Annotated in this window: 20 protein-coding genes, 1 tRNA gene and 1 pseudogene; 7 read left to right on the forward strand and 15 right to left on the reverse strand. The window is 62.3% G+C overall.

The features are described from left to right. Positions 1-36: 36 nt before the first annotated feature. The 3 genes from ACSBPU_RS14175 to pdxR all read left to right on the forward strand — a co-directional run bounded on the left by ACSBPU_RS14175 (position 37) and on the right by pdxR (position 3,301). Complete coding sequence (locus ACSBPU_RS14175; protein ID WP_442592707.1) at positions 37-861, forward strand: taurine ABC transporter ATP-binding protein; 825 nt, start codon at positions 37-39, stop codon at positions 859-861. Continuing rightward, positions 854-1,681: an ABC transporter permease subunit gene (locus ACSBPU_RS14180; RefSeq protein ID WP_180068271.1), complete on the forward strand. Its 828-nt coding sequence runs from the start codon at positions 854-856 to the stop codon at positions 1,679-1,681. The genes ACSBPU_RS14175 and ACSBPU_RS14180 overlap by 8 nt, the downstream gene beginning before the upstream one ends. Positions 1,682-1,786: 105 nt before the next feature. Then, positions 1,787-3,301, forward strand: coding sequence for a MocR-like pyridoxine biosynthesis transcription factor PdxR (gene pdxR, locus ACSBPU_RS14185; protein WP_442592708.1), 1,515 nt, complete (start codon positions 1,787-1,789; stop codon positions 3,299-3,301). Between the two features lie 16 nt (positions 3,302-3,317). On the opposite strand, the gene ACSBPU_RS14190 is transcribed toward pdxR, so the two are convergent. Together ACSBPU_RS14190 and ACSBPU_RS14195 are read right to left on the reverse strand one after the other, a co-directional pair. After that, complete coding sequence (locus ACSBPU_RS14190) at positions 3,318-4,727, reverse strand: NAD(P)/FAD-dependent oxidoreductase (protein ID WP_442592709.1); 1,410 nt, start codon at positions 4,725-4,727, stop codon at positions 3,318-3,320. 26 nt (positions 4,728-4,753) lie between these two features. After that, entirely contained in the window at positions 4,754-5,146 is a 393-nt protein-coding gene (locus ACSBPU_RS14195) for a nuclear transport factor 2 family protein (protein ID WP_180068264.1), read from the reverse strand. Between the two features lie 329 nt (positions 5,147-5,475). Here ACSBPU_RS14195 and xsc point away from each other — a divergent pair, with 329 nt between their 5' ends. Next, positions 5,476-7,272 (forward strand): sulfoacetaldehyde acetyltransferase, encoded by a 1,797-nt coding sequence (xsc, locus tag ACSBPU_RS14200; protein WP_442592710.1) that lies wholly within the window; start codon positions 5,476-5,478, stop codon positions 7,270-7,272. A gap of 21 nt (positions 7,273-7,293) precedes the next feature. Further along, complete coding sequence (gene pta, locus ACSBPU_RS14205; protein WP_442592711.1) at positions 7,294-8,316, forward strand: phosphate acetyltransferase; 1,023 nt, start codon at positions 7,294-7,296, stop codon at positions 8,314-8,316. Between the two features lie 119 nt (positions 8,317-8,435). On the opposite strand, the gene ACSBPU_RS14210 is transcribed toward pta, so the two are convergent. The 11 genes and pseudogenes from ACSBPU_RS14210 to scpB all read right to left on the reverse strand — a co-directional run. Then, positions 8,436-10,145 (reverse strand): cobaltochelatase CobT-related protein, encoded by a 1,710-nt coding sequence (locus tag ACSBPU_RS14210; protein WP_442592712.1) that lies wholly within the window; start codon positions 10,143-10,145, stop codon positions 8,436-8,438. A gap of 6 nt (positions 10,146-10,151) precedes the next feature. Beyond that, positions 10,152-11,117, reverse strand: coding sequence for an AAA family ATPase (locus ACSBPU_RS14215; RefSeq protein ID WP_442592713.1), 966 nt, complete (start codon positions 11,115-11,117; stop codon positions 10,152-10,154). A gap of 25 nt (positions 11,118-11,142) precedes the next feature. Continuing rightward, positions 11,143-11,946: an IclR family transcriptional regulator gene (locus tag ACSBPU_RS14220; protein ID WP_442592714.1), complete on the reverse strand. Its 804-nt coding sequence runs from the start codon at positions 11,944-11,946 to the stop codon at positions 11,143-11,145. A 210-nt stretch (positions 11,947-12,156) separates the two neighbouring features. Further along, positions 12,157-13,977, reverse strand: coding sequence for a translational GTPase TypA (typA, locus tag ACSBPU_RS14225; RefSeq protein WP_442592715.1), 1,821 nt, complete (start codon positions 13,975-13,977; stop codon positions 12,157-12,159). A gap of 4 nt (positions 13,978-13,981) precedes the next feature. Then, on the reverse strand, positions 13,982-14,731 hold the full coding sequence (gene truB, locus ACSBPU_RS14230; protein WP_442592716.1) for a tRNA pseudouridine(55) synthase TruB: 750 nt from the start codon (positions 14,729-14,731) through the stop codon (positions 13,982-13,984). A gap of 32 nt (positions 14,732-14,763) precedes the next feature. Then, positions 14,764-15,174 (reverse strand): 30S ribosome-binding factor RbfA, encoded by a 411-nt coding sequence (gene rbfA / locus ACSBPU_RS14235; RefSeq protein ID WP_442592717.1) that lies wholly within the window; start codon positions 15,172-15,174, stop codon positions 14,764-14,766. 5 nt (positions 15,175-15,179) lie between these two features. Further along, positions 15,180-18,185: a translation initiation factor IF-2 gene (infB, locus tag ACSBPU_RS14240; RefSeq protein ID WP_442592718.1), complete on the reverse strand. Its 3,006-nt coding sequence runs from the start codon at positions 18,183-18,185 to the stop codon at positions 15,180-15,182. A gap of 64 nt (positions 18,186-18,249) precedes the next feature. Continuing rightward, on the reverse strand, positions 18,250-19,734 hold the full coding sequence (nusA, locus tag ACSBPU_RS14245) for a transcription termination factor NusA (RefSeq protein WP_180068250.1): 1,485 nt from the start codon (positions 19,732-19,734) through the stop codon (positions 18,250-18,252). After that, on the reverse strand, positions 19,731-20,222 hold the full coding sequence (rimP, locus tag ACSBPU_RS14250; RefSeq protein WP_442592719.1) for a ribosome maturation factor RimP: 492 nt from the start codon (positions 20,220-20,222) through the stop codon (positions 19,731-19,733). Before rimP ends, nusA begins: the two co-directional genes overlap by 4 nt. Positions 20,223-20,565: 343 nt before the next feature. Beyond that, a complete protein-coding gene (gene rluB / locus ACSBPU_RS14255) occupies positions 20,566-22,293 on the reverse strand; it encodes a 23S rRNA pseudouridine(2605) synthase RluB (RefSeq protein ID WP_442592720.1) in 1,728 nt (575 codons plus the stop codon). 133 nt (positions 22,294-22,426) lie between these two features. Then, positions 22,427-22,972 (reverse strand): annotated as a pseudogene (gene scpB / locus ACSBPU_RS14260) (SMC-Scp complex subunit ScpB); the annotation flags it as partial. Positions 22,973-23,039: 67 nt separating this feature from the next. Between scpB and ACSBPU_RS14265 the strand changes: the two are divergent. Beyond that, positions 23,040-23,116: transfer RNA gene (locus ACSBPU_RS14265), tRNA-Met, on the forward strand. A 225-nt stretch (positions 23,117-23,341) separates the two neighbouring features. On the opposite strand, the gene ACSBPU_RS14270 is transcribed toward ACSBPU_RS14265, so the two are convergent. Together ACSBPU_RS14270 and ACSBPU_RS14275 are read right to left on the reverse strand one after the other, a co-directional pair. Then, positions 23,342-23,488 carry a hypothetical protein gene (locus tag ACSBPU_RS14270; RefSeq protein ID WP_442592721.1) on the reverse strand — a complete coding sequence of 49 codons (147 nt, stop codon included), beginning with the start codon at positions 23,486-23,488 and terminating at the stop codon, positions 23,342-23,344. A gap of 468 nt (positions 23,489-23,956) precedes the next feature. Continuing rightward, complete coding sequence (locus ACSBPU_RS14275; RefSeq protein ID WP_442592722.1) at positions 23,957-24,982, reverse strand: CobW family GTP-binding protein; 1,026 nt, start codon at positions 24,980-24,982, stop codon at positions 23,957-23,959. Positions 24,983-25,071: 89 nt separating this feature from the next. On the opposite strand from ACSBPU_RS14275, the gene ACSBPU_RS14280 reads away from it, so the two are divergent. Further along, entirely contained in the window at positions 25,072-26,193 is a 1,122-nt protein-coding gene (locus tag ACSBPU_RS14280) for a GNAT family N-acetyltransferase (protein ID WP_442592723.1), read from the forward strand. Positions 26,194-26,261 lie beyond the last annotated feature (68 nt).

Genomic DNA, 26,261 nt, shown 5'->3' on the forward strand with positions numbered 1-26,261 from the left:
GGCTGCGGCGGGCGCATCAAGACAAGGAGCAAATGCATGTCAGCCCCCATGGCCCGACTCAGTGTAAAAGGCGTCAGCGTCACCTACCCCGCCCTGCGCGAAGGCGGGTCCGTCACCGCCTTGAAAGACGTCAACCTGGATATCGAACCGGGCGACTTCGTGGTCGCGTTGGGTGCGTCCGGCTGCGGCAAGACCACGTTGCTCAATCTGCTTGCCGGCTTCCTGTCTCCCACGCAAGGCGAGATCCTGCTGGGCGACAACCCCATCGTGGGCCCGGGGTCGGATCGGGGCGTGGTCTTCCAGAAGCATGCATTGCTGCCCTGGCTGAACGTCATCGAGAACACCGAGTTCGGCCTCAAGCTTCAAGGGGTCGACAAGGCCACCCGCCGCAACGTCGCCGAGCGCAACCTGGAACTCGTCGGCCTGCAGGATTTCCACCAGCACATGATCTATCAGTTGTCGGGCGGCATGCAGCAGCGGGTCGGCATAGCCCGTGCGCTGACCTGCGATCCGGCAATGCTGCTCATGGACGAACCCATGGCGGCGCTCGACGCGCTCACGCGCGAAACCATACAAGAGCTGCTGCTGGACGTCTGGCAGCACACCCACAAGATGTTCTTCTTCATCACTCACAGTGTCGAAGAAGCCCTGTTCCTGGGATCCCGGCTCATCGTCATGTCGCCCCGCCCCGGCCGCATCACCAATACCTACAACCTGGATTTCAACAAACGCTATCTGGAAACGAGGGACGCCCGTGCGATCAAATCTAGTCAGGACTTTATCGAGATGCGCGAAATCATCCTTAGTATCATCTACGGCGACGAGCGCGCAGCCGGCGAACCGGAAATCATCCATGCCTAAGAAGCGGTTCCTTGGCAAGCCCGCCGCACCGGGCAAGGTCTACGGCGCACCCGGAGCCGGCTATAGCGGCTTCATCAGCTTCATGACGGCCGTCGTGCTGATCGCGCTCTGGTTTCTTGTCACCAGCATGGGCTGGGTCAAGCCCATATTCATGCCATCGCCCTACGCGGTCTTCAACAAGTTCATCGAGGCCTGGACCGAAGGGGTCGCGAATTCGACACTGCTGCAGCATACCCTGGCCAGTCTGGGCCGAGTGCTGGGCGGCTTCCTGCTGGCCATGGTCACCGCCATTCCCATCGGCATCCTGATGGGTGTCAACCGCATCATGCGCGGCGTCTTCGATCCCATCATCGAGTTCTACCGGCCGCTGCCGCCGCTTGCCTACCTTCCTTTGGTCATCATCTGGTTCGGCATCGGCGAATTCCCCAAGGTTTTCCTTATCTATCTGGCCATCTTCGCTCCCATGGCGATCGCCGCGCGCTCGGGCGTGCGCTCGGTATCCATAGAGCAGATCCATGCCGCCTACGCCATGGGTGCATCCAGCCGGCAAATCATCACCCATGTCATCCTCAAGGCAGCCATGCCGGAAATCTTCACCGGCATGCGCATCGGCATCGGCGTGGGCTGGACGACCCTGGTCGCCGCCGAAATGGTCGCCTCGTCGCGCGGCCTGGGCTTCATGGTGTTGAATGCCGCTCAGTACCTGGCGTCGGACACCGTCATCATGGGCATCCTGGTCATCGGCTTCTTCGCCCTGATTTTCGATCTGCTGCTGCGTCACCTCGAGAAAGTGCTGATTCCCTGGAAGGGGAAGGTGTAGAGCGGGGTCAGGCCCCGTACGGGCATGCTAAAGCGGTGGGGGGTCAGACCCCGTACGGGGTCTGACCCCATACCAGTGCCTGCCTTCTTGGGCTATCATCGATCCATGCAAGTACCCGCCTCCGCGCCCATCTCCTCCGTTCTATGGACGTCATTGTTCGAACGGGTCGGTGATTCCGGCCTCAGCCTGCAGGGGCGCATTCGGCAGATGCTCGTATCGGCCATCCTTTCCGGCCACCTGCCGCCCGGCGCCCCCGTTCCGTCCAGCCGCCTGCTCGCGGACAGCCTCGGCGTTGCCCGCAACACCGTGGTGTTCGCTTACCAGCAACTGGTCTCCGAAGGCTATCTGGTGTCGCGCGAACGCAGCGGGCATTTCGTCTGCGACGACGTACGCAAGAGCCACGTGGCCACGCCGGCCGAACCCGAAAATCCATCCCGCCACCACTACACCGCAAGATGGCATCAGCGCGTCGTGTTCCACCCGTCCCGGCAGCGCAACATCGTCAAGCCGGAAAACTGGCAAAGCATGCCCTACCCGTTCGTGTACGCGCAATTCGACGCGGCCCAGTTTCCCACTGCTGAATGGCGCGAATGCTGTACCCGGGCACTGTCCGTGCTCGACATACGCAGTTGGGCCCCCGACCTCATCACCAACGACGATGCCGCCCTGATCGAAGAAATCCGCACCCAGGTGCTGCCGCGCCGCGGCGTATGGGCGGAAAAAGACGAAATCGTGATTACCGTTGGCGCACAGCATGCGCTGTATCTATTGGCCGACCTGCTGATACATGCCCATACCGTGGTCGGCATGGAGGATCCGGGCTATCCGGATGCGCGCAATACCTTCGCTCATCGAAGCGACAGGCTGATGCCGCTGCCCGTGGATGAAGACGGCCTTTGCATCACGCCCGAACTCACCGCCTGCGACTATATCTTCGTCACGCCCAGCCACCAGTGCCCCACCACCGTCACCATGCCCATCGAGCGGCGCGAGGCCTTGCTGGAACTGGCCGCCAGGTCGGACAGCATCATCATCGAAGATGACTACGAAACTGAAAACCGCTACGACAACCAGCCGACGCCGGCCCTCAAAAGCCTGGACAAGCATGGTCGCGTCATCTATGTGGGCAGCCTTTCCAAAAGCTTCGCTCCGGGGCTGCGCATAGGCTATATCGTGGCGCCTGCGGAGCTTACCCACGAACTGCGTGCGCTGCGGCGCCTGATGCTGCGCCATCCGTCCGCCTATATACAACGGGCGTTCGCCTTGTTCATTTCGTTGGGGCACCACCACGCGTTGTTGCGGCGGCTGTCGTTGAGCTACCAGGATCGCGCGCGGGCGCTGACCGAAGCGCTGGCTTCGAGCCTGCCCGAATTCAGCATGGTACCCATTACGGGCGGCTCATCAAGCTGGGTCAGGGCGCCCGCCCATGTCGATACCGAACAGCTGGCGCGCGCAGCCCTTGACGTCGGCGTGGTCATCGAGCCGGGCCACGTTTTCTACCATACCCCGGGTCCGGGAAAGAATAACGATATCCGCATCGGCTTCGCATCCATCGATATCGAGAAGATCCCGGCCGGCATCGCTAAGCTGGCCGGCGTCTATCGCAAACTTTACGGATGAGCATGCCGGCACATAGTCACAGGATTTCGTCCCGCAAGTAATAATACTTGTAAAGCATGGCCTGCCCAAGACGGCGGAAAGGCGCGAACAAGTGGCCGGGCAAGGGGCTGTTGTAAATGGGCAGGTCCCACTGCTTCCCGTCCTTGCCCACAACACGCTCCGCCAGCCGGCGCCCCGCATTGGCGGACGACGACACCCCGTTGCCTCCGTATCCGAAAGCATAGAACACGAGCTCGTCGGGATTGGGCTGGACCACGCGCGGCATCATGTCGTGGCTGACGTCGACCCAGCCCCACCATGAATAAGCGATGGGAACATCACGCAGGCGCGGGAACTTCCTGTATAAGCCGTTCTTCAAGAGCTCAAGGTGCCGCCCGTTCTGCGCGTCCGCCCCGGTCAGCGCGCTGCGGCTGCCGATTTGCATGGACCCATCGGGCAGCAGCCGATAATAGAAACGCAGGGTTCGTGTATCGGTGATGAACACGGTGCTCTTGAGGCCGGCTTCGGCGCGTTCATCGGCCGTCAAGGGCCGGGTCACCATGGAATTCGACAAAATAGGCATCATGCGGTTGGTCAGCGACGGATGCAGCCCCTGCGGCGTATAGCCGCCCGTTGCCACCGCCACCCTGCGGGCACGGACCGTGCCGCCTGGCGTACGCAGATGATGGATGCCATCGCGGGTCTCCCAGCCGAGCACCGGGCTGCACGGATGTATTTTCACGCCCAGCGCGCGCGCCTGGCGGATATAACCGAAGGCCAGCTTGAGCGGATGCACGCCCACCCCTTCCTGCTCATGCAAGGCCCCTACCGCCTCCTGATCCTCGACATAGCGCTCGTGCAGCGCTTCGCGGCTGAGCATGCGGGTATCGTATCCGAAGACATCGCGCATGACGCGGCACTCGTTCTGCAGGAAAGCCAGCTTCTTGGGCCTGTGTGCCGTATACAGATGGCCGCCCGGTTGCGCATCGCAATCTATGGTCGCCACCAGGCTTTGCCAGTATTCGAATCCTTCCCGGATTTCGGTGTCGAGCCGCTTGGCGACATCCAGCCCCCAGCGCTGTATCCACTGGGAACGATACAGGCGGCCGGAAGCGTTCTGCCCCTGTCCGCCGTTGCGGCTCGAGCAGCCCCATACCGCGCGGTTGGCTTCCAGCACCACCGCCGAGACGCCGTGCTCTTTGGCAAGATTCAATGCCGTGACCAGGCCGGTGAAGCCGGATCCGATGACGACGACATCGGCATCGAAATCGTTGCGGACCGGGCCATCGTCTTCCGGTGGAGGACCTGCTGTGCCGACCCAGTAAGTCGGCGCATAGGCCTGGCCGCAACCGGTCTTGGAGACCAGTGGATCGTACCTGGGATCATAGGGGCTTTCTTGGAATCCCTCCGGCGACGAAGGGTCCGCAAATTCGGGAATGGCTGCCATCACGACTCCGTAACAGACAAAGAACTTCAGCCTCGGGCCGGCAGGTGGGGCCGGTTCTTGCGGAATGCGTTCTTCAGGATGATCTTGCCGTCGCGAAACTCGAGCAGATCCACCATGTTGGCCTCGATACGTGAACCGTCGGCGGCCGTCCCGGTGAACGTGGACTCCATCACGCCCTTGTCCCCATGCGCCCAGCACCGGGCGTTGAGCCATTGTGCGTCGGGTATCGTTTGCCATGCCGCTTCGAAAGCCTTGCGCACGGCCGTCATGCCTTCATGCCGCGAACCATGGGCCTCGGGGCCCGCCACCGTTTCGAATACGCAGTTTTCGTGCATGAACGACATCAGCGCGTCGATATCGTGCCGATTCCAGGCATCGCCAAACGCCTTGATGCGCGTCACCAGATCTTCATCGGACATTCCTGTGGTCTCCCTGTCGATTCGGGGCGTACGCTCGCTGCCCCATTGCCTCGTAAGGTAGAAGATCCGCCGCTGCAGGGCTAGAGCCAGAGCGGACGTTTCGCATGAGCCAGTTCCCGTCGGGCATGCGCCATGTTTACTGCCCTAGGTGTTTTCACCTAAATCAGTATTATTTGTTCCGAAAACGATAAATGAAATTGACATTTTGATCGCCCCCCTTAAAATTGAAAAACAAAACAAATAACGGAACTTATTATTTCACTTTTGATTATTTAGGCAGCTCGATCGCGCCGGATTTTCTCTTCGCTACCTCTACAGGACTTATAGCCATGCAAACAGACAACCGAGAACCCGTCAGCGGCGTTCAGAAAATGACACCGTCCGAGGCCTTCGTCGAAACGCTGGTCGCCAACGGCGTCCGCGAAATCTTCGGCATCATGGGCTCGGCCTTCATGGACGCCATGGACATCTTCGCGCCCGCGGGCATCCGGCTCATCCCGGTGGTCCATGAACAAGGCGCGGGACACATGGCCGACGGCTACGCGCGAGTCAGCGGGCGGCATGGCGTCGTCATCGGGCAGAACGGCCCCGGCATCAGCAATTGCGTCACCGCCATCGCGGCGGCGTACTGGGCGCATTCCCCGGTCGTCATCGTCACGCCCGAAGCGGGCACCATGGGCATAGGCCTGGGCGGCTTCCAGGAAGGCAATCAGTTGCCCATGTTCCAGGAATTCACCAAGTACCAGGGTCATGTCACCAACCCCACCCGCATGGCCGAGTTCACCGGCCGCTGCTTCGACCGCGCCCTGTCCGAGATGGGGCCCACGCAGCTGAACATCCCGCGCGATTACTTCTACGGCGAAATCAAGGCCGAGATCCCGCGTCCGCAACACCTGGACCGTGGTCCCGGCGGGGACAAGACCCTGGACGAAGCGGCCGACCTGCTGGCGACCGCCAAATTCCCCGTGATCATTTCAGGCGGCGGCGTCGTCATGGCCGACGGCATGGAAGAATGCAAGGCGCTGGCCGAGCGCCTGGGCGCGCCCGTCGTCAACAGCTACCTGCATAACGACTCATTTCCCGCCAGCCATCCGCTATGGTGCGGCCCCCTGGGATACCAGGGCTCGAAAGCCGCCATGAAGCTCATTTCGCAAGCCGACGTCGTCCTCGCGCTGGGCACGCGACTGGGGCCCTTCGGCACCCTTCCCCAGCACGGCATGGATTACTGGCCCAAGAATGCCAAGATCATCCAGATCGACGCCGATCACAAGATGCTGGGGCTGGTCAAGAAAATCACCGTCGGCATCTGCGGCGATGCCAAGGCAGCGGCCGTGGCCCTGACCAAGCGCCTGCAAGACCGCAGCCTGGCCTGCGATGCCACCAAGGACGAACGCGCCGGCAAGATCAAGGCCGAAAAAGAAGCCTGGGAAAAAGAGCTGGACGAATGGACCCATGAGCGCGACTCGTTCAGCCTGGACATGATCGAAGAACAGAAAGGAGAACCGGGCAACTACCTGCATCCCCGCCAGGTACTGCGCGAACTCGAAAAAGCCATGCCCGAGAACGCCATGGTCTCCACCGACATCGGCAACATCAACTCGGTGGCCAACAGCTATCTGCGCTTCGAAAGGCCACGCAGCTTCTTCGCGCCCATGAGCTGGGGCAACTGCGGCTACGCCCTTCCCACCATCATCGGCGCGAAAGTGGCCGCGCCCGATCGCCCCGCCATCGCCTATGCGGGAGACGGCGCCTGGGGCATGAGCATGTCCGAAATCATGACATGCGTGCGCCACGACATTCCGGTCACCGCCGTGGTTTTCCATAATCGGCAGTGGGGCGCCGAAAAGAAGAACCAGGTGGATTTCTACAACCGTCGTTTCGTGGCGGGCGAGCTCGACAACCAAAGCTTCGCCGGCATTGCACGGGCCATGGGCGCGGAAGGCATCGTGGTCGACAAGCTCGAAGACGTCGGCCCCGCACTCAAGAAAGCCATCGACATGCAAATGAACGAAGGCAAGACCACCGTCGTGGAAATCATGTGCACGCGCGAGCTGGGGGACCCCTTCCGCCGCGACGCCCTGTCCAAGCCGGTCCGCTTCCTCGACAAATACAAGGACTATGTCTGAACGTTGACGGAGAGGCCAGCCATGAGTCTGCTCGATGCCATCTTTCACAAAGCCCGGTTGAACCCGATGCGCATCGTGCTGTGCGAAGGCGATGACCCGCGCATACTCGAAGCCGCCCACAAGGCGGCTGCCGAGGGGCTGGCCCGCATTTCGCTGGTCGGCGACGGCGAACGGATCGCCCGCACGCTGGAGCACCATGGCTGGAACGATCCGCACATCGATGTCATCGACCAGAAGCAGTCCTCGCTTGCGCCCTCCTTCGCGCAAGAGCTGGCCCGCCTGCGCGCCAAGCGCGGCATGAGCTTGCAACAGGCCGAAGCCGCGATTCTGGAACCCCTGGTCTTCGCCATGCTCCTGCTGCGTCTGGGACACGTCGACGGTTCCGTCGCAGGCGCGGTCCACACCACGGCCGACGTGGTTCGCAACGCCATACAGATCATCGGCATGAAGCCCGGCACGAAACTGGTATCGAGCTTTTTCATCATGCTGCGCGACGAACCCTTCCACACCAACGCTCATGCACTGATTTTCGCCGACTGCGGGCTGGTCATCGATCCGGACGCGGACGAGCTGGCCGAAATCGCCATGGCGGCGGCAGACAGCGCGACCGCCCTGCTCGACACCGAACCACGGGTAGCGCTGCTGTCCTTCTCCACCGGCGGCAGCGCCCGGCATGGCTGTGTGGACAAGGTAAGGCAGGCAGCAGAACGACTCAGGGCCCGCCGCCCCGGCCTGGCCGTGGACGGCGACATCCAGCTGGATGCGGCCATCGTTCCGCAGGTGGCGCAAAGCAAGCTGCCGGGATCACAGGTCGCCGGACAGGCGAACGTGCTCGTGTTCCCCAACCTGGATGCCGCCAATATCGGCTACAAGCTGACGGAGCGGCTTGGGCACGCCACTGCGATCGGGCCGCTGCTGCAGGGATTGGACAAGCCGGCCAACGATCTGTCGCGCGGGTGCAATGCGAACGACGTGTACAACGCGATCGCCGTAACGGTGGTCCAGGCTCAAGGGACGAGGGGTCAGACCCCGTATGGGGTCTGACCCCGGCAATGCAGCGGGCAAGGGGTCACTATAGTGAATGAGGGGTCAGACCCTATAGGGTCTGACCCCAAAAAATGCCGCGAAGGGTCAGACCCCATACGGGGTCTGACCCCCGCGCCTTAGCGTTTGCCCTGACCGGCCAGCAAAGCCAGAAATACGTCGAATACGGAATTACCCACGCCTTCCGAAAGGTCCAGGCTCAACGAGCGCGCATAGTATGCGCTCAGATCCAGTCCCAGCCCCACCCCCAGGATTTCGATGCCGGCATGTTGCCCGTAGTGCCTGACCACCGATCTCAGATGGCGGTCGAGGTAGAACTCGTCGTTAGCGAGATGCGTGGCGCCGTCCATGGGACAGCCGTCTGAAATCACGAAAAGCACACGCCTTTCCTCGTCTCTTGCGAGCAGGCGCTCGCAAGCCCATTGCACCGCCTCGCCATCGACGCCTTCGCGGAACAGGTCCGGCTTCATCATGGCCACGATGCTGCTCCTCGCGCGCCGCCAGGGCTGGGAGGCCGCCTTGAACACGATATGGCAGAGTTCATTCAAGCGGCCCGGCGCGGCCGGCCTGCCGGCAGCCCACCAGGCTTTCTGGGCGCGGCCTCCATTCCAGGCCTGCGTCGTGAATCCCAGGATCTCGGACCGTACGCCTGCGTGGTCCAGGGCCCGCATCAGCACGTCCATGATGAAGGCAAGGTCGGCACGATACTGCTTCATGGAACCCGAGCAATCGATCAGAAAGCTGACGGCGCAATGGGATACGGGTGTATGCCGATCCTGGTAGAAAACGCGGCGCTCCGCCGGGGAGCTGACAATCGAAGCCAACCTCCGGCCATCGATTCGCCCTTCTTCCTCGCCATACTGAAAGCCATCCCGGCGCGGACGCGTCAGCAAGGCGCGCAGCGCGCGCGACAGCCGGCCGATGTTCACGCCTTCTTGCACAAGGCGCTGGTCCAGCGCCTCACGATATTCATGGGCAAGGCCGGAGCGCAAGAGGTCCGCGGCGTCCACCTCGCGGTCATAGCGGCGCGTGAAGACGCGATAGGTTTCGCGGCCGCCGGGAATCCCGCCCCGCTCGCCGATAATGGCCTGCGTCTCCGGCGCATCGGCATCGCCGGATTCGAAATCCAGCGACAGGCTGAAATCCCCCCGCCGGACCGCTTTGGTCTCGGGGCTGTCTTCATATTCGCATTCCACACGCTGCGCAATCTCGTGCGCGATATGGAGAGCATGACGGGCGTAGGCGGCCTGATCGTCGCGGCATTGGCGCAAGCCGACCAGCGCCGGGCCCAGCGAAGGCGCCAGCGAGGCTCGCACCGGCTCGAGCAGGTCTTGCACGTGTTCGGGCAGCGCTTGCGCCATCAGGCGGCTCCATACGATCTGGGAGAACGCAAAGAGCAATATTCCCAAACTGCTTTCCGCCGCGCCGGAATCGAGGAAGTCATCCGACCAGCGTCGATAGTTCCGGATCAAATTGCTCCGGGTGCCCGGCAGGGAGGACGGCGCCAGCGACTCCACGCGCAGCTGCTCCAGCCATTCGAAAAGCAGTTTTTCGATGGATTCATCCGGCATCAACCGCTGATGGAGGATGGTATCCGAGAAGCGGCTGCGCAACGCCAGTGCATCGGCCACGGCGCGGCTGGATTCGAAGTCCGCCCACAGGAGCTGTCTTTGCAGATGCGGCGCATGAACGGGAACAGGCCGGGCATCGTCGTAGACTCGGCCGCCCTCGAAATGCAGCTGAACGTTGCCGCTCAACGCTCGCAGGACGGCGGCCGCCAGCTGTTCTGTTTGTATGGGAAGGCGTCGATGAGCGGTGCCGCTGTCCATGGCGATTCAGCGCATGGCCTGCGCGGCGGACTCGTCAAGGTCGCAATCGAAACAGCGCTGATAGTATTCCGCCACGACGGGCTTTTCGGCGTCTTCGCACTTGTTCAGGAAAGACAAGCGGAACGCCAGTTCGATATCCGAAAATATGCGGCTGTTTTCCGCCCACGAAATCACCGTGCGCGGCGACATCAAAGTGGAGATGTCCCCCGCCTCGAATCCCTTCCTGGTCAGATTCGCCACGCCTATCATGGCTGCGACCGTTTGCCTGCCTTGACTGTCGTCCATGCCGGGGACGCGCGCCAGCACGATCTCGAGTTCTTCCGCAGGATGGAGATAATTGAGCGTGGCCACGATGTTCCAGCGATCCAGCTGCGCATGATTGAGCGCCTGCACGCCGTGATACAGGCCGTTCAGGTTGCCCTGGCCCACGGTATTGGACGTGGCGAAAAGCCGGAAGCCCTCATGGGGCCGGATCACCCGGTTCTGGTCGAGCAGGGTGAAGCTGCCTTCACGCTCCAGGATGCGCTGGATGATGAACATGACGTCGGGCCGGCCCGCATCGTACTCGTCGAAGACCAGCGCCACGGGACGCTGCAGCGCCCATGGCACGATGCCTTCCTGAAACTCGGTGACTTGCCGGCCTTCGCGCAGCACGATGGCGTCTCGCCCGACCAGATCCAGGCGGCTGATCTGGCCGTCGAGATTGACCCGTACGCAAGGCCAATTCAGCCGGGCCGCGATCTGTTCGATGTGCGTCGATTTACCTGTGCCGTGCGCGCCCTGGACCAGGACCCGCCGATTCTGCATGAAACCGGCAAGCACCGCCAGCGTGACTTCCGGATTGAATCGATAGACGGGGTCGATCTCGGGAACGTGCTCGTCGCGCTCGGCAAAGGCGGGGATCTGGAAATCCTGTTGCAGGCCGAACGCCGCGCGGCTGGATACATGCTGCATGGGCGGGGTCGCGGACATGTTGTGTGCTCCTTGATGGCCGGACTTACGATCGGCCGTTCTCGATTTCGATTTCGGACAGCGCCCCAGCCGCCCTGTGAAGCGCGGGCAGGCATTGCAAGGACTTTTCGACGGTCATGCGCAGGGTCGGGGCCTGAATGGCAACGGCGATATTCGACTTCCCTTCCTTGACCGGTACCAGCACCGCCACGCACACGAGCCCTGGAAGAAACTCTTCATTGTCGACCGCGTACCCGTCGCGCCGCACATGATCGATTTCGGCCTCGACCTGGTCCATCGTCAGCAGCGTCTTGTCGGTATATTTGGTCAGCGCGGTGTGTCCCAGCAGGCGCCGCCGCTGCGAGGGCGTCATCTGGGCCAGGAACAGCTTGCCGCTGGCCGAGCAATGCACCGGCACCCTGGATCCGGGATGCAGATAGAAGCGCAGCGGCGCCACGGTTTCGACACGGTCCAGATACACGACTTCATTTCCGGTGCAACTGGTGATGTTGCAGCTTTCCCCGACCTCTTCGACAAGTTGTCGCAGTATTGCGTGCCTGGCGCCATGCACGGTGTTGTTCAAGAGCAGGTTCTCGGCCATGCGGCGCAAACGCAAGCCGCTGCTGTATTGGCGACCGTCTCCGTCGCGCTGGATCATGCCGGCGCTTTCCAATTGCTGCAGCATGCGGTGCAAGGTGGGCTTGGGCAGGCCGAGTTCGTCCACCAGGCCTTGCAAGGAAAAAAACTGATTCTTGCGGGCGATGACCTCAAGCAGCGCAAAAAGCCGCATGGTCGGCGTGTTGCCGTCTATCTTGAGTTCATCGGACTCGGCGATGCTGTCTTTGGCCATGATGATACGAATTCCGGAAATAGGAATGAATTGTATCGTTTTTTTGAGAGATCGGCCAAAAAACTTGAGGAGTCAGACCCTGCACAGGGTCTGACTCCTTTCAGGGCAACTCGACGAACTGGGGGTCAGACCCCATACGGGGTCTGACCCCTTCATCTTCAGGCCAGCTCGAAAAACCTGAGGTCAGACCCCATGCGGGGTCTGACCTCCTCAGCTCGCTTCGCGCGACATGCGGCGGCGCTCGTGCTCCTGCAGGTAACGCTTGCGCAAGCGGATGGACTTCGGCGTCACTTCCACCAGCTCATCGTCGTCGATGAATTCGACCGCATACTCGAGCGTGATCTGCACGGGCGGCACGAGGTCGATGTGCTCGTCCTTGCCGGAAGCCCGCACGTTGGTCAACTTTTTCTCCTTGGTGGGATTGACCACCAGGTCATTGTCGCGGCTGTGAATGCCGATGATCATCCCTTCGTACAAAGGATCCTGGGGCGTCACGAACATGCGACCACGCTCTTGCAGTTTCCAGAGCGCATAGGCCACCGCAACGCCGTCGTCCTGGCTGATGAGCACGCCGTTGCGGCGCTCGCCCACCCCCCCCTCGCGCATGGGAGCGTAGTCGTCGAAGATGTGGCTGATCAGGCCCGTGCCACGCGTCAGCGTCATGAAATCGCCCTGGAAGCCGATGAGGCCTCGGGCGGGGATGCGGTATTCCAGCCGGGTACGGCCACGCCCGTCGGCCTGCATGTCGAGCAAGTCGCCCTTGCGGCGGCCCAGTTCTTCCATGACGCCGCCCTGATGGCTGTCTTCCACGTCGACGGTCAACAGTTCGTAAGGCTCCAGCTTGACGCCGTTCTCTTCCTTGAACACCACACGCGGACGCGACACGGCCAACTCATAGCCTTCGCGGCGCATGTTTTCGAGCAGGATGGTCAGGTGCAGCTCGCCCCGCCCGCAAACCTCGAACACCGTATCGTCGTCCGTATCGTTGACGCGCAAGGCCACATTCGATTTCAGTTCGCGGTCCAGGCGGTCGCGCAGCTGGCGGCTGGTCACGAACTTGCCTTCCCGGCCTGCCAGCGGCGAGGTGTTCACCATGAAGTTCATGGTCAGAGTGGGCTCGTCGATGCGCAGCATCGGCAGTGCCTCCGGCTTGGCCGGATCCATGATCGTGCAGCCGATACCGATTTCCTCGATGCCGTTGATCAGCACGATGTCGCCCGCTTCAGCCTCATCCACCAGCTCGCGCTCCAGGCCTTTGAACTTCAGAACCTGGTTGACGCGGCCCTTGATCGGATCGCCGTCAGGGCCGAACTTGACGACCACGTCCATGCCGGCGCGCATGCGCCCGCGATTGATGCGGCCCACGCCGATCTTGCCGACATAGGTGCTGTAATCCAGCGAAATGATCTGCATCTGCAGAGGCCCTTCGGCATCGTCCTCGCGCTGTGGAACATGCTTGAGGATGGCATCGAACAGGGGACGCATGTCGCCGCTGCGCACGTCATCGGTCAGACCGGCGTATCCGGACAGGCCCGACGCATAGATGACCGGAAAATCGAGCTGTTCCTCCGTGGCGCCCAGCTTATCGAAGAGGTCGAAGGTGGCGTTGATGACGAAGTCGGGGCGCGCGCCGGGACGGTCGATCTTGTTGACGACCACAATGGGCTTCAGGCCCAGCGCCAGCGCCTTGCGCGTCACGAAACGCGTCTGGGGCATGGGACCTTCCACTGCGTCGACAAGCAGCACCACCCCGTCGACCATGGACAGCACCCGTTCGACTTCTCCGCCGAAGTCCGCGTGTCCCGGCGTGTCGATGATGTTGATGTGGGTGCCTTCGTACTGCACGGCGCAATTCTTCGCAAGAATGGTGATGCCGCGTTCTTTTTCGATGTCGCCCGAGTCCATGACACGCTCGGACACCTGCTGGTTGTCGCGGAACGTACCCGACTGACGCAGCAATTGGTCGACAAGCGTGGTCTTGCCGTGATCGACGTGGGCGATGATCGCCACATTGCGCAAAGCGCGGTTCATAGTTTCAATCCTTTTGTGTAGGGGTTGCCGGCTTCAGCCCGGCGGGCAAGGCATCCAGCGCGATCAGGGCCGCCTTGGGATCCGGCATGGCCTGCAGGGCTTCGAGCCCGACGGCCTTGTCGAGCCCGAACGGCCCGACACTGGTGCGCCTCAGTGCCTTCAAATGTGCGCCACAACCTAACTGGCGGCCGATGTCCTGCGCAAGCGTGCGTATGTACGTGCCTTTGCTGCATTGGACCGCTATGACTGCCTCGAGCCGGTCAAAGCTCAAGAGCTCTATGTCGTGGATCGTGACCGCGCGGGGCGGGCGATCCAGTTCTATCCCTTGGCGCGCATACTCGTACAGCGGCTTCCCATCGCGCTTCAGGGCGGAGTACATGGGCGGGATCTGCTGGATCTCGCCCTTGAAATTCAACAGCACCCGTTCGAGATCCGCCTGATCGACACCATCGAAGCCTGCAGGCGCCAAGCTGACCGGGTTGCCGGTGAGGTCGCCGCTATCGGTTTCCTCGCCAAAACGGAGCGTGGCCACATAGCCCTTGTCGGCATCGAGCATATGCCCCGAGATTTTCGTCGCCTTTCCCAGACAGCAGACCAGCAGGCCTGTGGCAAAGGGATCGAGCGTGCCGGTGTGGCCGGCCTTGCGCGCGTCGAGCGCGCGCTTGGCGCGCTGCAAAGCATGGTTGCTGGATAGACCTTCCGGTTTGTCCAGCAACAGGACACCATCGAGCATCTGCCCGCGTCGGGAAGCCATCGTTCATAGATCCTGGTGAAAACGACAGCCCCCTAGGGCTGTTCGTCGGGGTCCTCGGGTTCCGAGGGCTTGAAAGGTTCGGTACGGGGCTGGTTCGCCCGATCGATCAGTTGTGACAGTTCAAGGCCGCGCACGATTTGCTCATCGTGAATGAAACGCAGCGTAGGAACGGTATGGATGTGCAGCAGCTTGAACAGCAGGGAGTGCAGCCAGCCGGCCTTTTCCGTCAGGGCGGCGGTAGCCGCTTCGGGCTCGGCCCCCATGACGGTGAAGTAGACCTTCGCGTGCGCGTAGTCGGCCGAAAGCTCCACGCCCGTGAGCGTGATGAGCCCGGCGCGCGAGATGTCGATCTCGCGCTGTATCAGGCCGGCCAGATCCTTCTGGATCTGGTCGGCCAGCCGCGCATTGCGGCCGGGATTGGGTTTGGATTTATGACGACCCATGATGCTTACAGAGACCGCGCAACTTCTTTGATTTCGAAGACTTCGAGCTGATCGCCCACTTCGATATCGTTGTTGCCCTTCAGGGTAATGCCGCAATCGAATCCCGACTTGACTTCCTTGACGTCGTCCTTGAAGCGGCGCAGGGATTCGATGTGTCCCGTCCAGTGCACGACGTGATTGCGCAGCAATCGAATCTGCGAGTCGCGGCGCACCACGCCATCGGTGACCATGCAGCCGGCAATGTTGCCGACGCGCGATACGGAGAAGATCTCGCGGATCTCGACCATGCCGATGATCTCTTCGCGCTGTTCGGGCGCCAGCATGCCGGACATGGCGTTGCGTACGTCGTCGATCGCGTCGTAGATGATGTTGTAGTAGCGCAGGTCGACGCCATTGTGCTCGGCCAGCTTCTTGGCGCTTTGCTCGGCGCGTACGTTGAAGCCGATGATGACGGCGTGCGATGCAATCGCCAGGTTCACGTCGCTTTCCGAAATGCCGCCTACGGCCGCATGCACCACCTGTACGCGGACCTCGTCGGTCGACAGCTTGACCAACGAGGAAACCAGCGCCTCTTGTGAGCCCTGCACGTCCGTCTTGACGATCAGAGCAAGCGTCTGCGTGCCTTCGCCGATATTGTCGAACATGGACTCCAGCTTCGCGGCCTGCTGGCGGGCCAGCTTGACGTCGCGGAACTTGCCCTGGCGGAATAGCGCGATCTCGCGCGCCTTGCGCTCGTCGGCCATGGCGATGACTTCGTCGCCCGCGGCCGGCACATCGGTAAGCCCCTGGATCTCGACCGGAATGGACGGACCCGCGCTGTTGACCGGCTTGCCGTTCTCGTTCAGCATGGCCCGCACGCGGCCGAAGCTTGCGCCGGCCAGCACCGCGTCGCCGCGATTGAGCGTGCCGCTTTGCACCAGAATGGTCGCCACCGGTCCGCGTCCCTTGTCGAGACGGGCTTCAATGACGATACCCTTGGCGGGCGCATCGACCGGCTCTTTGAGTTCGAGGATCTCGGCCTGCAGCAAGACGTTCTCGAGAAGGTCGTCGATACCTTCGCCCGTCTTGGCGGACACGCCCACGAAAGGTACATCGCCGCCGTATTCTTCCGGCACGACCTGCTCGGCCACGAGTTCTTGCTTGACGCGCTCGGGATTGCCGTCGGGCTTGTCGATCTTGGTGATCGCCACGACCAGCGGCACGCCGGCGGCCTGCGCGTGGTGGATGGCTTCCTTGGTCTGCGGCATGACGCCGTCGTCGGATGCCACCACCAGAATGACGATGTCGGTTGCCTTCGTGCCTCGGGCGCGCATCGCCGTAAAGGCTTCGTGGCCCGGGGTATCCAGGAAGGTGACCATGCCGCGATCGGTCTTGACGTTGTATGCGCCGATATGCTGCGTGATGCCGCCGGCTTCACCCGACGCCACCTTGGTGCGGCGGATGTAGTCCAGCAGCGAGGTCTTGCCGTGGTCGACGTGGCCCATGACGGTAACCACGGGTGCACGCGGCAATGCCGGGGCCTCGGGGCCTTCGGCCTGTTCGAGGAAGGCCTCGGGATCGTCCAGCTTGGCGGCGATCGCGATGTGGCCCAGTTCTTCGACCACGATCATCGCGGTTTCCTGGTCCAGCACCTGATTGATGGTGACCATCTGGCCCAGCTTCATGAGATGCTTGATGACCTCGGCTGCCTTGACCGACATTTTGTGGGCAAGATCGGCAACGGAAATGGTCTCGGGCACATGGACTTCGCGGGCGATGAACTCCGCCGGCGCGGCGACCTGGCGCTCGGGCTGGGCGTTCCTGCCGCGGCCACGGGCATTGCCCTTCGCTCCCTTGCCTGCCTTGCCGCCCGCGCGCCAACCGTCGCGGCTTGCGCCGGGCGCCTGGGTTTCGGTCTTCGCAGCGGGCTTCTTGCGGCCGCTGTCGTCGGACCACGACGATGAGACATCGGAAGCCTTGATGGTCTTCTTGACTTCTCCCGGTGCGGCCTTGGCGTCCTTCTTGGTCCCCTTGCCGGATGTGGGTTTATGCAGCGTGCCCGACAAATTGCCGGCCTCGGGCTCCGGTGCCTTCAGCACCTTGCGGGGACGGCTGAGCATCTCGCGCAGCGCCGCGGCCTCGGCCTCGGCGGCCTTGCGGGCGCGCTCGCGTTCGGGATCGACGGCAGGCGCCGAAGCGGAAACCGCACGCTTGACGGCCTTTGCAGGGCGGTCGGCGGGCTTGGCCGCGCGTGCCTGCGCCGCCGGCGCGGGCTGGCTGGGTGTTTCAGCAGCGGGAGCCGGCGCAGCTTCCTGCCTGGGCGCTTCGGCCTTGGCGGGTTCAGACGGCGCCGGCACCACGGCTTCTTCCGCCGCTGCGGAGGAGGCTTCGACAGGCTCGGCGCCGGCAGGCGCGGGCTCGGCTTCGGCCGGGGCCTCTGCAGGCGCCGATTCAGGCACCTGGGGCGCTTCCGGCTCGGGAGCCGGCGCGGCTTCAGGCGCTGCTGTGGGTGCGGGCGCTGCTACGGGCGCCGCCTCGGCGGGAGCCTGGGTTTCAGCCGCCGGCTCGATGGACGCGGGCGACTCTTGGGGCTCCGGCTGAGCGGGCGTCACGGTTTGGGGAGCGTCGTCATGGCCGAGTACGGGTTGCTCGGCCGCGGCTTCCTGGGCCGCGTGCACGACGGGTTCGACCTTGTCGACGCCTTCGGCCTTGATGGCTTCGGCGGCAAGTTCGGACGTATCGCGCTTGACGAAAGTGCGCTTCTTTCGCACCTCTACTTGAATCGTGCGCGAACGGCCTGAGCCGTCGGCCTGCCGGATTTCGGAGGTCTGACGGCGAGTCAGGGTGATCTTCTTGCCCTCGCTCCCGCCATGGGCGCGGCGCAACGACTCAAGCAGCCTCGCCTTATCCGCGTCAGTGACGGCATCGTCAACCGACTTGAGTTCAACGCCGGCCGAACGCAGCTGCTCCAGCAGCACGTTTGCAGGCATTTTCAGTTCAACAGCGAACTGGGCGACGGTGTTACTCGGCATTCGACTCTCTCTTGCTTGCTACTACTATTTTCAATAAATACACCCAACTGATTCGATTCGAGGATTACGCTTCATCGTCAAACCAGTGAGCCCGGGCGCGCATGATCATCTGGCTGGCTTCTTCTTCGGACAAGCCGGTGATCTCGGCCAGTTCGTCAGTGGACAGTTCAGCCAGGTCGTCCAGCGTGGTGACCTCGTTTTCGGCGAGCTTGCCGAGCAACTCGGGCGTCATGCCTTCCAGTTCCTGCATATCCTGCGCGACGGTCTGCACACGCTCTTCGTGCGCAATGGCTTCCGTCAGCAGGGCGTTGCGCGCGCGGGTGCGCAGTTCGTTGATGGTCTCTTCGTCGAAGGCTTCGATCTCGAGCAGTTCCTGCATGGGCACATAAGCGATTTCTTCCAGACCGGTGAAGCCTTCGTCGATCAGGATGTCGGCGACTTCCTCGTCGACGTCGAGCCTGCTGATGAAGGCCTGGCGCAGCTCGCCGCGCTCTTCTTCCTGGCGGTTCTGGCTTTCTTCCGGCGTCATGATGTTGATCTGCCAGCCGGTGAGCTCGGAGGCCAGGCGCACGTTCTGGCCGCGGGCGCCGATGGCCTTGGGGAGGTTCTCGGCGTCAACCACGACATCCATGGCGTGCTTGTCTTCGTCGACCACGATGGATTCCACATGCGCCGGCGCCAGCGCGCCAATGACGAACTCGGCGGGGTCTTCCGCCCACAGCACGATGTCTACCTGTTCGCCGCCCAGCTCGTTGCGGACGGCGGTGACGCGCGAACCGCGCATGCCGACGCAAGTGCCGATGGGATCGATACGCTTGTCGTAGGCAATGACGGCGATCTTGGCGCGCACGCCGGGGTCTCGCGCCGCCGCCTTGATCTCGAGCAGGCCTTGTTCGATTTCCGGTACTTCGTTCTCAAACAGCTGGCGGATGAAGTCGGGCGCCGTCCGGGACAGGATGACCTGCTGGCCGCGTGCGGCGTGATCGACCTTGAGCACCCAGGCGCGGATACGATCGCCGATGCGGATGTTTTCCTTGGGGATCATTTCGACACGGGGAAGGCGGGCTTCGATCTTGCCGGTCTCGATGATGGCATCGCCCTTGTCCATGCGCTTCACGGTGCCCGACACGATGCTTTCGCCGCGCTCGAGGAAGTCGTTCAGCACTTGCTCGCGCTCGGCGTCGCGTATCCGTTGCAGGATGGCCTGCTTGGCCGCTTGCGCGCCGATGCGGCCGAACTCTTCGGGCTCGAGGGGCTCTTCGATATAGTCGCCAACTTCGATGCCGGGAACGATTTCCTGGGCATCGGAATACAGCTCTTGTTGATCCGGTTCTTGCAGGCCGGCGTCGTCGGGCACGACCAGCCAGCGGCGATAGCCTTCGTGCTCGCCGGTATTGCGGTCGATCGTCACACGGATGTCGGCGTCTTCCTTGAAGCGCTTTTTCATGGCCGATGCCAACGCGCCTTCAAGTGCGCCAAAAACCACCTCGCGGGCGACGTTTTTTTCACGCGCCAAGGCGTCAACCAATAGAAGAATTTCGCGACTCATCGCTTTTTACCCTTGAAATCAAGAATCGGATCCAGTTTGGCACGATCAACGTCGTCGAAGGTGAAGCTAAGGATGCGGGTTTCGTCTTTCTTGTCGGCGTCGATTTCGAGCCCGAACTCAGGCGAGGAAGCCGCAGCTGCATCCGCATCGGCAGGAACGCGAAGCGTGCCGACAAACACCTTGCGGTTGTCGACGGCTTCGCGCAGCTTGATTTCGACCCGCTCGCCGGCGAAACGAATGAAGTCGGCAACGCGCCTCAAAGGCCGATCGACCCCAGGCGAACCCACTTCAAGGCGCTTGTAATCGATGTTTTCCACTTCGAATACACGCGACAGCTGTTTTGAAACCTGTTCGCAGTCTTCAATTCGCACACCATCCGGACGATCGATCGTTACACGCAACAGCCCAAGGGGCGCGCGTTCCACGTCGACAAGCTCGATATCCATACCGGCCAGGGCCTCTTGTGTCAAAGCGAATATATCTGCCATAAAATCCAAAAAAAATGGGCTGTCTACCAGCCCACTGTTATCGCATCCGCGGTGCATGACATTGCACGGCTGGGCATGCGATGCGCCGCATTTTCATGCCGCAATCAAGCTTGGCCGTGCGTAACCATTACTTCACCAAAATAAAGACGCATTCGAAAATGTGCCGCTACCATTGTCAGTCAAGGTTCGCATGACGATGCCGCATGACCAAAAGCATGACAAAAACAATATAGCTGTAAAGCCCTACATTCTAACAGAAAAACAAAAAAAATCCTGTCATGTCTTGGCCTTACATAAAAAAAGCAACAGTGGCGGGGCCTGAAGCCCCGCGAGCCCCGGATATCTAGCGCTGGCGACGACCGCCCAGCACGCCCAGCTGCGACTCATGGGCCGACGCACCGCGTGGCTGCCAGTCGTCTCCGCCGGGCGATCCCGCCTTGCCGCGCCCGCCCGTCTTGCCGGAGCGCGCCTTGCCTTCGCCACGGCCTCCACCCGCCTTGGGCGCCGCGCCGCCGGGCTTGCCCGAACGCGCGCCCGGGCCGCGGCGGCGGTTTTCGGAGGCCGCGGCCCCCTCGCCGGCGGCCTTGGGGCCGCCCTTCTTGCCCTTGCCCGTGCCCTTGCCGTTTCGGGCACCCGCCCCATTGCCGGTGGGATGCCCATTGGGCAAGCCGCCGCTGAACATGAGGCCGGTTCCGTACGGATCGGAAGGATAGGTTTCGAGCGCCGAGCCCCGTGTCGGCCGGCCGCCGGAGAGCTTGCCTCGCCTGCTGACCTTGGCGCCGTTCATGCCATTGCGTTCCAATGTGCCGAAGCCGGGCGGCAATGCGCTGTCGTGGGAGGCGGGTTGCCGCTCGCGGCGATTGCCGCGGCCGTCGCCGTCATCGTCGCGCAGCAAGCCGAGCTGAACCATGAGCGCCGAGACGAGCGTGCTGTCGAGCTCTTCCCAGCGTCCGCGGCGCAGATTGCGCGGAAGCACGACCTCGCCGAAACGCGTGCGGATCAGCCGGCTGACGGTGACGCCCGCCGCTTCGAACATCCGGCGCACCTCGCGGTTGCGCCCTTCGGTCAGGGTGACGCGGTACCAGCGATTGCTGCCCTCGCCGCCCAGGTACTCCAGTGACCCGAACTGAGCCACCCCGTCTTCCAGCTCTATGCCCTTCAGCAGACGGGACTGCTGCTCGTCGCCCAGCTCGCCCAGCACCCGCACGGCGTACTCGCGCTCGGCGCCATAACGAGGGTGCATCAAGCGATTGGCGAGATCTCCGGACGTCGTCAGAATCAGCAGGCCTTCGGTATTCAGGTCGAGCCGCCCCACCGACAGCCATTTTCCGACACGCATCTTGGGCAGTCGGGCGAATACCGTGGCGCGGCCCTCGGGATCGTCGTGGCTGACGATTTCGCCGACCGGCTTGTGATACAGAATGATACGCGGCGGCTTCTTGGCATTCGGACGGGTCACAAGGCGACCGTTGACACGCACCTGGTCGTTCGCGCCTACCCTTTGCCCGATATGCGCCGGCTCACCGTTGACCGAAACACGCCCTGCCACGATCAGCTCTTCCATTTCCCGACGCGATCCCACGCCCGCGTCGGCAAGCACCTTGTGCAGCTTGGGCATGATTGCATCGCTGCTCAGGTATTTGCCCAGCCGCTGGGAAATCGGAGCAGCGGTGTCCAGGTAAGAGAGCGCCTGTTCGGTTTCTTTTTCGGATTCCCCGGTATCGGCGACCCGTTTGGATCCTCGGCCGCGCGGCCGGGCCGGCGCTTCGGCGGCATCGGGGCCAGGCTGCGCGGGCGCATCGGCGGCGGCCGGCTTGCGCCGGCGCGGCGCACGGGCCGGCTTCGCAGCTACGGCCTCGGCTTCGGCCGGCTTTTCAATGCCGGGGGCCGCCTCGCCGGCCGGCTCGCTCGATTCCGCCTGGGCGTCGCCGCGGCGGCGCCTGAATGGGGTCCTGAGCTTGCGGCCGCGCCCACGAGGGGCCGCAGCCTGGGTTGAATCGTCAGGGGCCTCGGACGCCGCGGGCGCGTCGACCGGCGAGGCGCCGTCGTAGGACTCATTGATGTCAGTCATTTTCTTTTAGGTACTCCGTTTCCATATCCATATCTGTGTGCTCGGACGCCGCTTCCGCGGCGCCTGCGTGTTCTGTCTGTTCTTGCTTCGCCTGATCGGCGCCATCGTCTGCGGCCTCGTCGGGAACGAGCTCCAGATCCAGGCCCGCCAACGCGATGGAGGCATCCTGCGGTTCGAGATCGGGCAGCTCGTCCAGAGCCTTCAGGCCCAGGTCATCCAGGAACTGGCGCGTAGTGCCCAGCAATGCCGGCCTGCCCGGCGCATCCCGATGGCCCAGCACTTCGATCCAGCCGCGATCCTCCAGGGTGCGGACGATTTGCGACGACACCGTGACGCCGCGTATGTCTTCGATATCGCCCCTGGTGACCGGCTGGCGCCAGGCAATGATGGCTAGCGTCTCAAGCACGGCGCGCGAGTATTTCGGGGGTTTCTCGGGGCTGAGCCGGGAAAGGTAGCGCTGCATTTCGGGCCGGCTCTGGAAGCGCCAGCCGCTGGAAAGGTTCACCAGTTCCAGGCCTTTATCGCTCCAGCTTGCCTGCAATGTCGATAGATGATCCCGCAGCGCCTCTGGGGAAATTTCTTCCGCCACGAACAATTTTCGCAGATCTGCGACGCTCATGGGTTGATCCGCGCACAACAACGCGGTTTCTAGGATGCGGATGATCTCGGTTTCAGTCATCTAGGGCTTGGAAATACTACCTTGCTTGCATGAATCAAAGGTATGGGTTAATATTTAACTCTTCAGACGCGGGGTGGAGCAGTCTGGCAGCTCGTCGGGCTCATAACCCGAAGGTCACAGGTTCAAATCCTGTCCCCGCAACCAGTATTCGAAATGGGTCATTTGCTTCATGCATTTGACCCATTTTTATTTGTGCCGCCGCCTGCACTGCAAACGGCCCGAATGTCATAAACGGCCCGAATGTCATAAACGGCCCGAATGTCATAAACGGCCCGAATGCCACAAGCACCGCAAATGCCACAAACACGCCAAAAGCGGGCACGCAAAATCCTTGCATCAAGAATCCGGCTACGGATGCTGCCTTTGCCTTCACAACGGGCTGCGCTGCGCATTCATGCGATCGTAGCCCCGCCGCCTGGCCGCAGACGCCATTTTCCCTATCGACAATTCCGGCATGGACAAGTCCGGCATTGGTCGTGCGCGGCGATACAGCTGCGGCGAATTTTCGCGTAGCATTTCGAGGTGCCGGCATGCCGGCTTTGATCGGGATATAAGCCATTATTCCTATTTCATGGCGTAGCGTGCCAGCTGCGAGCATGGCTGGCGCTGGATCATGCCGAGCCCCGCAGGGCGCTACGGTGGAATATCGTGGTTCAGGACCTCGCGCCATGCCAAGCCGCGCCGCCTGATGACGGGCACTTGGCGCACGCGGAAGACGCCTGCTTAAAAATTATTCGTTTATATTGCGATGGCCGGAGAAAGGATTCATCACGAGCCGTGGCCCGCAGGCCTTTGGGATGCATGTTGCTTGATTCAAGGTATGGACCCGGCAAAAAGCCCGCAAAACATAAGGGCCCATGCAGCAAGACACCCAGCCTGGGAGGCGATAATGCAAACATTACACCATCTGCGCAGCATCTGCGCAAGCCTTCATTGCGCCAAGTTGTCTTCAGGCGACAATAGCAGGCCGGCAGGCGCCAGCCTTCAGCGTTGACTGGCTCCGGGCAAGTGCCGCCCGATGAGCTCAAGAAGCTCCGCCTGGGCATCATCCTTGCGGCGATGGAAGATCAGCACCAGCGCGCATCCGTCGCCGCCCAGACTTTCCCCTTCCCTCGCGGTTTCCGGCTCCATGGGATACAGGACCCGATGCACACCCTGTACCGACCAGCGGCCTGCGGAGCCGGTGAAGCGAAACGATCCCTTGATGCGCAGCATGTCCGCGCCGGCATATGCCATGGCGTCTTCCAGCGCTTTGGTGGCGGCGGATCGCAATTGTGGAACCTGCCATTCCAGCGCCATCACATCAAGCATGCCATGGGCATTTGCATGACCACGGGAAGCCGGGCCGGCCCCGAAACGAAATCCGGAAGCCGGCTGCTTCCTGCCGCTGCGCCGCTCCACCTCGCCGAAGACGTCGACGGTTCTTTGCCCTTCCGACAATACATGCAAGGGAACCGAAGGATTCAGTCCGGCCAAGGCGGATTGCAGCGCCTTCCGGTCATCCTCCGAGGCAAGGTCCGTTTTGCTCAATGCCAGGGCGTCGGCCAGCACGACCTGCTGAACCGCCTCCCTGCGTTCGCGCAGATGCCGCATGCCGTGCAAGGCATCCACGACCACCAGGCAACCCGCATAGGCATACCGCTCCTGGAGGAAGCGCTCATACTGCAAGGTATAGCGGACAGGAGCCGGGTCGGCGATACCGGTGGTCTCGATGATCATGCGCGAAAAAGGCGGAATGGCCCTGCGCAAGGCCTGCAGAAACAGTTCGCGCAAGGTGTCCACCAGCTCGCCCTGGACCGTGCAGCACAGGCAGCCCGACTCCAGCAGCACCACCTTGTCGCTCAGGTGCCTGACGCGCCTGTGGTCCAGTCCGATTGCTCCAACCTCGTTGATCAGCACCATGGTCGATGAAGCGTCTTCGGGCTGTTCGCGCAGATAACGATTCAGCAACGTCGTCTTGCCGCTGCCGAGGAATCCCGAAAGCACCGTCACCGGTATCTTGCCTGCCATGCCCATCCTTCCAAGTATTCACAGGCCCTGCCCTGCGTTACACTGGCCCGAAGCTCCATCAGCAAAACGACCGAACCGTCAAAAGCGCCTTGTCTCCAAGCCTCAGCCTATCCCCACTCCAAGATATTAACGCCGAACAATGGGACCGCCTTGCAGGCGAACAGCCTTTTCTTCGCCATCGTTTCCTGCTTGCACTGGACGAAACCGGTTGCGCGTCTTCGCGCACCGGCTGGACGCCCCACTTCCTGCTGTTGCATGAAGGGTCCGAGCTGTCCGGCGCCATGCCGCTGTATCTCAAGGCGCATTCCCGCGGTGAATATGTCTTCGACCACGCCTGGGCGGAAGCCTTCGAGCGCCATGGGCTGCGCTATTACCCCAAGCTGCTCTGCGCCATTCCTTTCACCCCTGTTCCCGGTCCGCGCATTCTGGCACGCACGCATGAAGCGCGAGTCGCGTTGGCACGCGGCGCCATCGAATTCTGCCGCGTGAACGGCATTTCGTCCTTGCATGTGCTGTTTCCATCAGGGGAAGACTGCAAAGCGTTCGCGGAGGCAGGGTTCATGTTCCGGCACGGCGTGCAGTTCCACTGGTTCAACCAGGGCTATGCAAGCATGGAAGACTTCCTCATGAGCCTGAACCAGAAGAACCGCAAAAAGATCAGGCAAGATAGGAAGAAGTCGGACGCCGCCGGCGTGCGGTTCCGCTTCCTCAGCGGCGACGGCATCGACGACGACAGTCTTCGCTTCTTCTATCGCTGCTATCACCAGACATATCTCGAACACGGCCATCTGCCTTATCTGAACAGCGACTTCTTCTTCAGGCTCCGTTCGGAGATGGCGGACAGCATCGTGATCGTGATGGCGTTGCAAGGAGATGAACCCATCGCGGCCGCATTGAACCTGCGCGACGATCGGACTCTGTATGGCCGCTACTGGGGCAGTGTCCGCTACGTGCCGGGCCTGCATTTCGAGACCTGTTATATGCAGGGCATCGCTTATTGCGTCCAGGAGGGGCTTTCAGTCTTTCAGGGCGGCGCCCAGGGCGAACACAAGCTGGCGCGCGGGCTGCTGCCGGTGGAGACGTGCTCGGCGCACTGGATCGCGGACCAACGGTATGCGGACGCGATCCAGGACTACCTGGACCGCGAAACCCCGGCGGTGCGCGCGTACGCGGACGAATTGCGGGATCACAGCCCGTACCGGAAGGCGTGAGGGATCAGACCTGAGGGGTCAGACCCCGCATGGGGTCTGACCCCAGGGACGGAAAGGGAAAGGGTCAG

It is taken from the genome of Parapusillimonas sp. JC17 (assembly GCF_052180245.1).
Taxonomy (GTDB): domain Bacteria; phylum Pseudomonadota; class Gammaproteobacteria; order Burkholderiales; family Burkholderiaceae_B; genus Parapusillimonas.